Genomic DNA, 11,138 nt, shown 5'->3' with positions numbered 1-11,138 from the left:
TCTTTATGCCTGTTCAATTCCTGCTGCTCCTCTGCTACTTACGTCGAAATTATAGGTTTATATCATTAGGCCGTGGGATTATGGCAATATTTCTTGCTTCGGCTGCAAAACCGATACCGGGAGCCTTTCTAATCCCGTGGTTCGTGTGCCGGTTCTTTCGCCGGTAGAGCAAAATAGAAGGTGGAACCTTTTCCTGGTTCTGACTCGACCCAGATCCTTCCGCCGTGCCGTTCAACGATCTTCTTGCAGGAGGCGAGGCCTATTCCCGTGCCCGGATATTCATCTTTTGTGTGAAGGCGCTGGAAGATCTGGAATATCCGGTCAAAGTGCTGCGGCGGGATGCCGATGCCGTCGTCCGTAACGGAAAAGATCCACTCTTCTCCCAGCTGCCGTGCCGAAACATGGACCTTCGGCGCTGATCCGGGCTTCCGGTACTTCAGCCCGTTGCCGATCAGGTTCTGGAAGAGCTGTACTAGCTGGATTTCATCTCCGGGAACCGTAGGAAGGAGATCTACCGTCACATTACCGCCTGCTTCCCCGATTGCTTTGGCGAGATTGGCAATGGCGGCTGCATACGTGGCGTTCGTATCGACAGGTACAAGCTCTTTCTCCCTTGAAATCCGCGAATATCTCAGGAGACCGTCTATCAGGTTCTGCATCCGCTTAGTTCCGTCTACTGCGTAGTGAATGTATTTCTGCGCCTTCTCGTCGAGTTGATCCCTGTACTTCCGTTCGAGCAGCTGCATATAGCTCGACACCATGCGCAACGGCTCCTGAAGATCGTGGGAGGCGACATAGGCGAATTGCTGCAGGTCCTGGTTCGAACGCTGCACTTCCGCCAGCAGGCGCTCCCTTTCCTCACCGGCGCGCTTGATATCGGTGATGTCGCGGGATATGCCGATCAGACCGATGACCTTCCCATTCTCGTCAAGGTAGGGGCTCTTCGAAGAGAGGTACACGCGCCTGTCGCCCTGGGGGTGCGGAATCTCCTCCAAAACCAGCGTCTCACCCCGCTCCATGACCATGCGATCGTTTTCCATGATCTTTAAAGCTCCTTCTCCACCAAGGAACTCGTCGTCAGTACGGCCCAGCACTTCTTCAGGAGGTTTTCCGAGATCATTCAGCGTTGCCGGGTTCGCCATGAGCATTCGCCCCTGCCGGTCCTTCACAAATATGAAATCGGGTGTGTTTTCTGTCACTGTTCGCAGGAGCGCAGCTGTCCTGTGTAACTCGCTCTCTGCTTCCTTGCGGGCGGAAATATCTTCGACAATGTTTATGGAATACTGCGGTTCGTCATCAGGACCCCGTTGCACTGCCCGCGTCACCCGCACCCAAACGAGGGTACGATCCTTCCGGGCATACCGTTTCTCCACCACGTAATATGGGAGTTCCCCGTCCATCATGTGCCGGTAGTTGCTTCGATCCGGCTCCATATCCTCGGCAAAACTGAAGTCCTCGAAGCTCCGCCCCTTCAGTTCGCTCTCCTGGTAGCCGAGCGTGTCGCAGAGCTTATCGTTTGCCTGCATCAGCCTGCCGGACCGGTCGAAGAGGCTGATGCCGACAGCTGCATTTTCAAAAATGCCACGGAAGCGTGCCTCGTTTTCCCTCAAACGATTCTCCGCGTATTTATATTCGCTGATATTTTCAATAATGGCGATTTCGTAGTCCGGATTGCCGGCAACATCTTTTACCAGCGACAGGGTAAGCCTTGCCCAGACGTGGTGACCATCCTTATGGATAAAGCGCTTCTCAACACTGTAATTTTCCAGTTCTCCGACTGCCATTCTGCGGAAAGGAACAAGGTCCAGATCAACATCTTCCGGGTGTGTGATATCCGGCCATGGCGTCGCCAGCATCTCCTCCACGGTGTAGCCGAGCATTTGATAAAATGCCTCATTTATATCCATCCAACGGGCATCGGTGAAACTGACCCTGGCGATCCCCACAGCTGCCTGTTCGAACACTGCGCGAAATTTCTGCTCGCTCCGTCGAAGGGCATCCTCGGCCTGCTTCCGCTCGGAAATATCCTCGACTGTGGTGATGGAACGAATCCAGCGGCCGCCCGAGTCTCGGATACCGGTGACACTGACGTGAACCCACAGGGCGGAACCATCCCGTTTTAGGTAGCGCTTGTCATAGACCGCCCGGGCAAGTACTCCCTCGTGCACCTTGCGGTTCATCTCGTCGCTCAGTGGGCGGTCCTCCGGCGATGTCAGCCGATGCACATCCATTGTCAGCAGCTCGTCGCGTGCATAACCGAGCATCTCGCAGACGCGGTCGTTTACGGCTACGAAACGATCTCCTTCCGCCACCTCGACGATTCCTATCCCCGCATTATCAAATATTGTGCGCAGTCGTTCTTCATTCTGCCTGAGCGCTTCCTCGGCCTCTTTTCTGGCTGTTATGTCCGACGAGATCTGGGCGGCGCCGACAATGGTCCCTTCTCGATCCTTTATGGGGCTGAAGCGGATCTCGAAGTGGCGACTGCGTCCGGGAACGCCGAATTCCTCCTCCACTACAAATGTCTCCCCCTGCAATGCCTTTTGCCATACCGACATTGCTGTTGCCTTTTGCTCAGGCACATGGGCGAGAAGGTCTGCGATGCAATCTCCTATCTTTGCTTCCACACCGAACAAGTCGGAGAATGTCTCTCGGTAGGCGCTGTTCATGGCCATAAAACGGTACTTAGTGTCCACAGCGCCGATATAGGAAGTGGTTCCTTCCAGAATGCCTTTGAGCAGATCCCGGGCCTGTTTCAGCTCATCTTCGGTCCGCTTCCGCTGGGTCGTCTCCCAGGCAGTGGTCAGTACTCCCCATTCTTGCCCCTCGGGGAGAGGAACCCGGACCGTCGACCAGGTGAAGTAACGTTCCTCCAGTGCAGCACCATGGGAGCGGGCCAGCAGAATCCGATCATCCACCGCGTGATGCGGAATTCCGGTGGCAGCTACCCTGCGCTGGATGTCTCCGAACCAGGGCTGGATCTCCGGCCATACCTCCTCGACCGTTTTGCCTACCATCTCTTTTCCCGGTGCGAACTCCTTGTACTGCTGATTTGCCAGCTCTATCCGCAGGTCCTCGGCGCGGGCGAGGAATATCCCGGCAGGTATGTTTGCAACAACCGAATCGAGAAGTTGCCGCTGGGTCTGTACCTCTTCCAAAGCCAGCCGCTCAGTTTCGGCGGCTTGTCTGAGCCAGGCACCGGTCTTGTAGATGAGAATGGAAAAGATGATGATCCAGGAAATGATGAGAAGTGCGGTGCCGAACTGCAACTCGTACAGGCCGTGCCACTCTCCTTGCAACCGAAGCCATCCAAGTAAGATGGGAAGCAGGACCGCCGCAGGCAGCAACCGTCTGACGATAGCGCTTCCCTGGTCGGAAGATGTTACTCCGGCCATTATCCCATCCCTTGGCCGCGCGCACAGCAAGCCTATGCCGAAGAGCAGGTTGCCTATGGTTGCCGGCAGGGCGATAACCGTAAAACGGGCGGCCCCGTAAAGGCCTTTGATACTGTAGAAGTATCCGAGGATACCCAACATCGCAACAATGCAGATCATTATCGCAAGCCATTGAGCCGCCCTCACAGATCTCTCGTTCCTCCGCAGCAGGAGAAGAAGGGATAGTCCGCCAGTCGCATACGTAATAGCTCCGGGCGGTCCCATCCTGTTCGGGTGAAGTATTCCGAGAGCGCCGGGGGGCTCATGGGCAAGAAACTGGTCGATGCCGAAATTTATCCCCAGGATATGCTCCAGAAAAGTAAGTGATCCCACGGTCATCACTACCGCCGCCAAGACCCGACTGATGGTCCGTCTCACTCTGCTGCCGGGACCAAGTGCCACTAGAACCAGCGCCACTGCCGCCAGCAGCAGGCACAGCGCGGCGTTCGTTAAAAGAAAACCCGCCATTTTAGCGGGTTGCCTCACTGCATCGTGATTGGGTTGGATGTTGATTGGCGGAGCACATGGGAATACAAAATGCTTTGTAAATCTTCGGAATAAAAAAGAAATATCAGCTGATGATGTTGCTGTTACCCCCAAAGATACCCCGTGTTAAATGGCTTTAGAAGCGGAACTTAGGGGGTAGCCTTGCATAGGTTGCTAGATTTTGCGTCTACAACCTCTCTGGGTGCGCCACATTTTTTAGAAGAAGGCTGTGAATTGCTCTAATACCTGTAGTGAGGTACGCAAAAACGCACAAGGCTGTCGAGTACGACAAGGTTGCAAAACCTTTATTGTAGCGGGCTTTAGCTACGCTATCCCCTACAGCTACTTAGGCAAAAGTGAAAAAATAAGAGGGGGGGGTACCATTGTGCCAGGCGTTGCATTGGTAAATAGCCCTCAAAAAACTTACACCAAACAAAAGGTCTCCCATTACTCGAAAAATCAACCGAAAACGACAGTTGAATTCCCTTCTATGCTGGCTCTATAGGGGAGTGAAACTTACCGGTGTCGGACTAAAAAAAGGGCAGGCCGATTTCCCGGCCCAAGCATTAACAGCATTGACGCGTTATCTGACGATTAGAAGACTTGTATTTATAATGATAGCAGGTATATAAGGCGTATTCGATTGCTTGATATCCTGACCGGCTAGTAGCAAAAAAGCAGCAATCGATTAGCGCTGGTAATCCGGGTAATTACCGTATCGGCCAAGACCATTACCGTTGTTTATCTGTTGCTGCATCGGCGATAATCGAGGGGCGGGTTGATTCTCCGGTCTTGTGTAGTCGGTATAAGCCGATCCCCCCGCCTGGTAGTGGGGGCTGCTAGTTACCTTATTTTGCACCTCTGCAGCACCTGCGACAACGGCTAAAGGTAATAGCAGCATTGCAGGCCATGCCACCCCATCAACTTTTGAACATTGCAATTCACTATATTCCTTGCAGAAGTTCTTATTTTCGCTGAAATAAGGCTCTCCACGACAATTGGGGTTATAGTAGTAGCGAGTACAGCCAGTGCAGATAAACAGTACCAATAAGCCAGATATCGTTCCCTTCATTTCCCCTCCCGCTCTTGGCAGTGGCGGCGAAGATTACACTAATCTAACATTAAAGTCTACTCTTCTCCTTCAACGAGTTTACTTAGTTCATCACTATTCGTTGCAAGTACAATCTTAACAGCCCTAGAAACGTTTTCAGTAGACAGGCCAAGGGCTAGCCTTGATTTATCCAGCGCAATCCCTCCAGCAACAACCTTGTCTCTCAATCCGGCCTTTTCTATGTCCCCCTCTGTAATCCGATCAAGGATGCTTTCTGATATCTCCTGCCACTTCAGGCCGATCCGCTGTTGAGCCTCGGTAACCAATGCTTGCACGTCCTCTTTCTTCAGGGCGCGTGCAACCGTCTTGTCGTCTCTGCCTATCGCATTGCCAATGGCAAGACAGCTACTACCCTGAGCGGCTAATATTGCAATGTGCTGTTTCTCCTCTGTTGTAAGCCTATTTGTTTTCATAACGTCTCCTTCCGGCGAAGAAAGCCGAACATAAAAAGGGCGGAATGGGAGGCGAAAACATACATATTGTAAGTTTTCAAGCCTTCGCCCCTTCCCCGGAATGTGTCAGTAAAGCCGCCTCTTCTTCCTCCGTGGTATCCCATAATACCGCTCTAGATATTCTTCATCCTCTAAGGCCGGTTTCGAGCCGCCTGGCACAAGTGGTGCTGAGGGGGGAATGCCTAGCCCTTTATTTGCCCCTGCCATGCTGAGAAGTGGGGCAAGTGTCCGTTGTGCTGCTCCTGTTAAATACCCGGCTGTTTCCATGTTGAAGCCAAAACCGTCACTGCTCCTGACATTAGAGAAAGAGCCATCCTTTTTTAAGGCTTCGTCTTGAGCACTGCCGAACCGTCTAGCCTTGTCATCAAGGTAGTTGTAGCCATCCTTCACCCGCCCGGCTGCATATCCGGCATAATCAGTGATAGAAGGATCTCCGGTGCCGTAACGATCAACTTTATTCCAGTAATCCGAAATACGGGCGTTTGTAACAGTGGGGCCGTTGTAGGGTTCGCTTTGAGGCGAACCAAGCCCCCAGCCGCCAGCAGGATTTCCTACCTTCATGGCCGCGTTGTTGTAAATCTGTAGCCGGTCATCTCGTGACACTTGAGTGTTCCCGCCACTCTCTGTACTCTGGTTACTGCTTCCCTGGCTCATGCTCATTATTGCACCCCTTTTCCGTCTGTTTGTTCGTTCCCGCATATCAGCAGGGATTTAGTTAGCAGCTCAACCACTGCCCTTAGCGACTCGTTCAGCGCGTGCAGTTCAAGTATTATTCCTGATAAACTGCCGTCGATTTCTCTGAGTATCTCGTCTGACATAGTTAGTCACACCTGCACGAAATTGACTGACCGCCGCAAATATTGCACCGCTCAATGCCGCATCCTCTCTCGTGGTATTCTCCTGGCTTTGCATCACACATCGGGCAAATGTCGAAATCTGACCACGGATCACCCTCAAAGCCGAAAGGAAGCCGCTCGTACTTCGCCCAAAAATTAACCCGTATCACCTCACCCATTGCTATACCTCCTATGCCGCCGCTTGCTGGTCCGGCAGAAATGCAGTTAGATGTAAGATCGCTGCCGCCTGCCTCTCTGCCTCTTCCCTCGGCAATCCCGCCTCATGCTCCATTATCGCCGCCCGTTCTTCCCACTCTTCCCAAAGCCGCCATATATGGTTAGGGTCGAAGGCTTCACAATGGCGGATTAGCAATTCCCGTTGCTTGTTCAGGTCATCGCCGGTCAATTTCACAACCTCCGCTGCAAGGTCATCAACATGCCCTGACACCATCAACTTTCCGGCAGGGGTCAGGTAAACCGCTGTCCGCATAACTTCCTGGATTGTCCCAAGTTCCTTAGCTGCAAATTGCAGTGAATCCCACTCGGCAACCACTGCCCCGGTTTCCTTGAAGTTTCCCCCTAGGAAACTAGAAGTTTCCCTAAAGTTTGCTTGGTGGTTTCCCTGTAGATGCTTGATTGACAGTGCTTTAAGGCTAGTCGTTTCCATTGGGTTTCCCTCCGTGTTTCCCGTTTCTTGAAAAAGTTTCCTGGTTTCCTCCCCTATACAAGGAAACTGGGAAACCTAGGAAACCGCCTTCAGCAATCCCAATTCTTGAGCCCTTTTCTTTGCCTTCGAAACTGAGCCCTTATGAATCCCTAGCATCTCTGGAATATCTTTTTGCTCCACCCCTTCATTTAAGAGCTTTGCAACCTTCTCCGCCGTCGATTCATCAAGAGGTTTAATCGTCCATGCCTGCTGTCCATCCGGCGTAGTGGTTAGCTGTGCCTCAAAGGGTTTAGTGTCATCTCCGAATAGTCCCCGCGCCTTCTCAAAGTGCACCTCAAAGCAAGCCCCTTTATCTGGGGTGTAGTCCGCTGGCCGTTTCAGCGCGATAACCGTATCAAGGACATCCTCCCGGCGTGATGTACCCCGCTGCTCTCCGTTCTTGCCTGCATGGTGAATGAAGAGGACGGACCGCCCCGCTGCTCGTTGCTGCAGCGCCCATTGTTGTACCGTCAACCACCCTTCGCCCTCGTTCTCCTTCCCGGTCCTGCATAGGGTGCTAAGGTTGTCCACGATTATTAGCGCGATACCTTCAAGGAATGGTTGCAACTCCTGCTGGTCTTCTAGTCTCGATAGGTCGAGCATCCTGCAATCCGGCTGAAGGTCTGGGGTGATGATATGAAAGGGGGCGGCTGGCTCCTTTTCCTCTGAAACAGCAAGCCGCGCTATCCTCTCTTTCAGCACGTTTGCAGGCATTTCACCGTCAAGGAAGAGAACCCCCGCCGGGGCCGGTGCCTCCCAGTTCAAGAATTTTCCACCGCTCGAAACGGCATAGGCAACACCTAGGCTGAAATGCGTTTTTCCGATGCCCCTTGGCGCGTACACCATAGTTAAGCCCTGGAATGGCAACCAAGGAGCAAGCAGGGACCGGCGCGGGGGGAAATCTAGCTGCATGAACTCAAGGACAGATACAGCTTTGATTTTCCGTGCTTCTAAAGTCTGTGAGGCGTTTTCTTTGGCAGGGGAAGGGATAGGTATGGCTGCACTGTCGATACATGCCTTAACTACGTTTGGCGTAGTTATCCGTACAAGGTCGTTGAAGTCGGTATCCTTTGCCCCCCGTGTATCGGGGAAGGCCGGAACAGCTAGCAAACCATTTACCGCCTGTGCCGCTTCGGTCGCTTTTGTAAGGCCGGGGTTGCCTTCTGTGGCGTGGTCGTCATCGGCTGCAATGATGATTTCAATATCTGGATACTTCGCCCGCAATGCCTCAGCAACTGGTTTGAGGTTCCCCGCGTTAAAGGCGACAGCAACAGCATGACCGGTGATTTCGTGAAGGGTTGCGCCGGTAGCATAGCCTTCGGCAATGATGATCTTTCCATCGGGTTTGCCTAGTGAGTGGTAACACCCCGCAACCGCTGTGCCTTTCTTGAATTTCTTAGCACCTTCCGGCCCTATGAACTGTAAGCCGTGAAGTGTGCCGCCGCTGTCTCTCACCGGCACAAGGACGTTATCTTGCCACTGTCTCACGCCGTAGGGCTTCACCTGTTTTGCGAGGAGGTAGGGATTTTCTGGTTTCGCTTCTGTGGCGCTGCCCCATATCTCGGCTGATCTCTTCCGGCATTCGGCCCGCTCCTGCTCTTGTACCCGCGCTGCCTCTTCCCGCGCTTGCTTTACCCTTGCTAGGAATGCCGCCCGCTCTCCGTCTGTCTTTGGCGTGTTGCCTTGCCAGGTATCACTAACGCCGCTCCGCCAGTCACCAAAAACGCCCGCTTGCCCATCATCGAAGAGCTTGCACCATCCGGCGTCATCGCCTCTTCTGTCGCTAGTCGGAAACCGTATCAATTTCCCCGGCACAAGTTCGGAAGGGGAAGGTGCGCCCCCTGTAGCTTTCCTTATGGCTTCAAGAAATTCGTCCATTGCGTACCTCCTTAGAGTCAAGGTACGAAGCCTCTGCCAATAGTAGTTGGATGCAATCGATCATTGCTATTGTGATTCTGGTAGCGTTTCCTTCATCATGAAGCCGGTCAACTTTGTTGAGTAGACCGATCAACGAGCACTTGAGGGGTTTGGTGAGTAGCCTCTTGCTGTGAGGGTGTCTACCGTTCGTGGTCATCGTCCACCCCCTTCGCGCACTACCCGGCTAGCTTCTCGGTAAAGTGCTGAACGGGTGGTTAGCAGCTTCTTGGCTGGGAGTGCTGCCCCTCTCTCATAGGAAACAATGGCTTCTCGGAGTTCTTCAGTTTCAGTGAATTCGAAGAGGGCGCGGGATGCGTTAGGCTTGAGGTAAACGGTTGGTGGGTTTCCCGCCGCTGTCAGGAATGCAGCGAGGTCGATTGATTCAGTCTCGAAAGTCTTCATTTCTTCACAGCTCCTTTTTGCTGTTGTACCCAATCCCCCGTTGGGATGGGTTTGTTGTTACACCATTACTTTACGCTGCCTCCTTGCTGGTATTGGCAATCCAAGCGCGGATATCCTCCACCCGCCACGCAGTACAACGCGGCGACAGTTTGACGGGGGAAGGATAGCGGCCACTTGCTACACCTGCCCACCAACTGGATTTTGAGACGGGAATAATCGCGGGAATGCCTTGCTTGGGGTTGCCAACGATCTGGGAGAGCCGGAGATAGCCGGTCTCGGGGAGGGGGGTTTTTGCTCTTGCATCCATAGTAGTACACCTCCGTTCATTGTTGTTTAGAGGTATCCTACAAAGTGCAAATCCCGGCTATGCGGGTAGCGGGATTTTTTATCTCGATTCAATATATTTCTTCTTAATCAAACTCAATCTATTGCGGACGCCCTTAAATGATGTCTCTTCTTCTAACCCTTTCTTTGTGACCCAATGCACTGTTTCTTCGTCGTCCACAACTTCTTGAATTATCGCATGTCCAGAAGCGGCGAGTGACTCTAGTTCGTGAATGATTTCTTTGAATCTGGGGAATCTTCCGGATGTATCGAGGTGAGTGACCACCATATCTTCTAATACCTTGCCTAAATTATCCTTTTTGCTTCTCTTGCAAGCATCTAAAAAGGGCTTATGTCGCTCGAAAGCTATCCTTGTATAATTACCGTGATGGGCGCTACCTAAGAGTAACCCCGCAGCAAAAGCAGTATTGAGCAGTTCCATTACATAATCAGTTGGGAGTGATTCAGGAGGGAAATCATGCAACATGTAGAGATTTTGTGCTAGATCATGTGCGAGGTACATACCTTTGGCGGCTGCAAAGAGAGAAAATTCAACACCATCTGGGGCAGATCTAAGTCCCTTTAAAGTCTTAACAGCATTTTCTATGGCATCATGAGAGTTTGCCTTGGATAGCTTGTCATAGGTAATGTTATATGCATGTGCTACTTTTGTATGTAAATCCTGAATCATGAATTTAACTTCTGGGTCAAGCATGTTTGCGCCTCCTGTAGCGCTCCTGGTAATGATCGCGGGGAAACCGCCCCAGGATAGGCGGCTTGTCGTCTGGCCGGACTATCCCCGCGAGGTTGGTTATATCATGCCGCTCGCTTGCACGAACGCGCGATTTCGTCTTTTTCTATTCTGTATTTGTAGTAGGCAATGAGGGTTTCAGTGGTGGCGTACCATCTTCCTCGCTTTTTCAAGGCTGGAATGACATTAGCATGGATGAGGTAACGTAATATGTGACAGTCTTGGTGTCTGAGAAGGTTACACGCTAGGCGGTTGACGGGGACAGGCTTATTGTTGAAGTATCTTCTGTATTGTAGTTTAGCCAACCGTGTGGGTGGGTCTTCGATCTCATAATGCAATTCATCTAGTACCGTTCTTAACTTCTGCGTGACAACATCAAGGCGCTCGGGATCGTTCTGGACTGTCTGTAATTCTGCTGCGAGCTGCTGAACCTCGGCTGCCAGGTTACTAACCTTTCCCATAACTCCCTCCTTTGGTTATCTCATTCATTAGACTAACACCACCACTATTTGTTATCCGCTGCCCTCCTTTTCTGTTCAGTTCTCTCTCTCGCCAACCCCTTGCGCCCTTCCTCCTTCAGCCAGTCCCACCGCTCACGAAAGGTCATATTGTCGGGGGGTTGCTGCCGGTTCTGCTCAGCTACGATGGCGCGGGCTAGGGCTTGGATATCGGCGGGGGTTAGATTCATCCCGTTTCCCTTTTTGTTCGACAATTTACGC

Annotated in this window: 12 protein-coding genes; all 12 read right to left on the bottom strand. The window is 52.3% G+C overall.

Annotation, left to right across the window (positions count from 1 at the left end):
• Nucleotides 1-128 precede the first annotated feature (128 nt).
• The 12 genes from CFB04_RS06710 to CFB04_RS06655 all read right to left on the bottom strand — a co-directional run bounded on the left by CFB04_RS06710 (nucleotide 129) and on the right by CFB04_RS06655 (nucleotide 11,131).
• The gene (locus CFB04_RS06710; RefSeq protein ID WP_088534558.1) at nucleotides 129-3,902 is read right to left on the bottom strand and encodes a PAS domain S-box protein; all 3,774 of its coding nucleotides are present in this window, start codon (nucleotides 3,900-3,902) and stop codon (nucleotides 129-131) included.
• 706 nt (nucleotides 3,903-4,608) lie between these two features.
• Nucleotides 4,609-4,992, bottom strand: a complete 384-nt coding sequence (locus CFB04_RS17865; protein ID WP_157698746.1) for a hypothetical protein — start codon at nucleotides 4,990-4,992, stop codon at nucleotides 4,609-4,611.
• Nucleotides 4,993-5,048: 56 nt separating this feature from the next.
• Nucleotides 5,049-5,444, bottom strand: coding sequence for a helix-turn-helix domain-containing protein (locus tag CFB04_RS06705; RefSeq protein ID WP_088534557.1), 396 nt, complete (start codon nucleotides 5,442-5,444; stop codon nucleotides 5,049-5,051).
• A 105-nt stretch (nucleotides 5,445-5,549) separates the two neighbouring features.
• The gene (locus CFB04_RS06700) at nucleotides 5,550-6,086 is read right to left on the bottom strand and encodes a hypothetical protein (RefSeq protein WP_157698745.1); all 537 of its coding nucleotides are present in this window, start codon (nucleotides 6,084-6,086) and stop codon (nucleotides 5,550-5,552) included.
• A 56-nt stretch (nucleotides 6,087-6,142) separates the two neighbouring features.
• On the bottom strand, nucleotides 6,143-6,301 hold the full coding sequence (locus tag CFB04_RS17860) for a hypothetical protein (RefSeq protein WP_157698744.1): 159 nt from the start codon (nucleotides 6,299-6,301) through the stop codon (nucleotides 6,143-6,145).
• 208 nt (nucleotides 6,302-6,509) lie between these two features.
• On the bottom strand, nucleotides 6,510-6,986 hold the full coding sequence (locus tag CFB04_RS18200) for a hypothetical protein (RefSeq protein ID WP_088534554.1): 477 nt from the start codon (nucleotides 6,984-6,986) through the stop codon (nucleotides 6,510-6,512).
• A gap of 75 nt (nucleotides 6,987-7,061) precedes the next feature.
• Nucleotides 7,062-8,828, bottom strand: a complete 1,767-nt coding sequence (locus CFB04_RS06685) for an AAA family ATPase (protein WP_197692595.1) — start codon at nucleotides 8,826-8,828, stop codon at nucleotides 7,062-7,064.
• 267 nt (nucleotides 8,829-9,095) lie between these two features.
• Complete coding sequence (locus tag CFB04_RS06675; RefSeq protein WP_088534551.1) at nucleotides 9,096-9,344, bottom strand: DUF5659 domain-containing protein; 249 nt, start codon at nucleotides 9,342-9,344, stop codon at nucleotides 9,096-9,098.
• Nucleotides 9,345-9,414: 70 nt separating this feature from the next.
• Nucleotides 9,415-9,651, bottom strand: a complete 237-nt coding sequence (locus CFB04_RS06670) for an AlpA family transcriptional regulator (protein ID WP_088534550.1) — start codon at nucleotides 9,649-9,651, stop codon at nucleotides 9,415-9,417.
• Nucleotides 9,652-9,729: 78 nt separating this feature from the next.
• Entirely contained in the window at nucleotides 9,730-10,383 is a 654-nt protein-coding gene (locus CFB04_RS06665) for a hypothetical protein (protein WP_088534549.1), read from the bottom strand.
• 101 nt (nucleotides 10,384-10,484) lie between these two features.
• Nucleotides 10,485-10,880, bottom strand: a complete 396-nt coding sequence (locus tag CFB04_RS06660; RefSeq protein ID WP_088534548.1) for a hypothetical protein — start codon at nucleotides 10,878-10,880, stop codon at nucleotides 10,485-10,487.
• Between the two features lie 44 nt (nucleotides 10,881-10,924).
• A complete protein-coding gene (locus tag CFB04_RS06655; RefSeq protein WP_157698743.1) occupies nucleotides 10,925-11,131 on the bottom strand; it encodes a hypothetical protein in 207 nt (68 codons plus the stop codon).
• Nucleotides 11,132-11,138 lie beyond the last annotated feature (7 nt).

It is taken from the genome of Geobacter sp. DSM 9736, from assembly GCF_900187405.1.
Taxonomy (GTDB): Bacteria; Desulfobacterota; Desulfuromonadia; order Geobacterales; family Geobacteraceae; genus DSM-9736.
The sequence above is the reverse complement of the archived record's forward strand: the minus strand, read 5'-3'. Positions and strand labels throughout refer to the sequence as shown.

What these genes read in the sequence shown, in the direction of transcription:
- CFB04_RS06675 (WP_088534551.1), bottom strand. Translation starts at nt 9,344, where the DNA reads ATGAAGACTTTCGAGACTGAATCAATCGACCTCGCTGCATTCCTGACA.
- CFB04_RS06660 (WP_088534548.1), bottom strand. Translation starts at nt 10,880, where the DNA reads ATGGGAAAGGTTAGTAACCTGGCAGCCGAGGTTCAGCAGCTCGCAGCA.
- CFB04_RS06670 (WP_088534550.1), bottom strand. Translation starts at nt 9,651, where the DNA reads ATGGATGCAAGAGCAAAAACCCCCCTCCCCGAGACCGGCTATCTCCGG.
- CFB04_RS06710 (WP_088534558.1), bottom strand. Translation starts at nt 3,902, where the DNA reads ATGGCGGGTTTTCTTTTAACGAACGCCGCGCTGTGCCTGCTGCTGGCG.
- CFB04_RS18200 (WP_088534554.1), bottom strand. Translation starts at nt 6,986, where the DNA reads ATGGAAACGACTAGCCTTAAAGCACTGTCAATCAAGCATCTACAGGGA.
- CFB04_RS06665 (WP_088534549.1), bottom strand. Translation starts at nt 10,383, where the DNA reads ATGCTTGACCCAGAAGTTAAATTCATGATTCAGGATTTACATACAAAA.
- CFB04_RS06705 (WP_088534557.1), bottom strand. Translation starts at nt 5,444, where the DNA reads ATGAAAACAAATAGGCTTACAACAGAGGAGAAACAGCACATTGCAATA.
- CFB04_RS17860 (WP_157698744.1), bottom strand. Translation starts at nt 6,301, where the DNA reads ATGTCAGACGAGATACTCAGAGAAATCGACGGCAGTTTATCAGGAATA.
- CFB04_RS17865 (WP_157698746.1), bottom strand. Translation starts at nt 4,992, where the DNA reads ATGAAGGGAACGATATCTGGCTTATTGGTACTGTTTATCTGCACTGGC.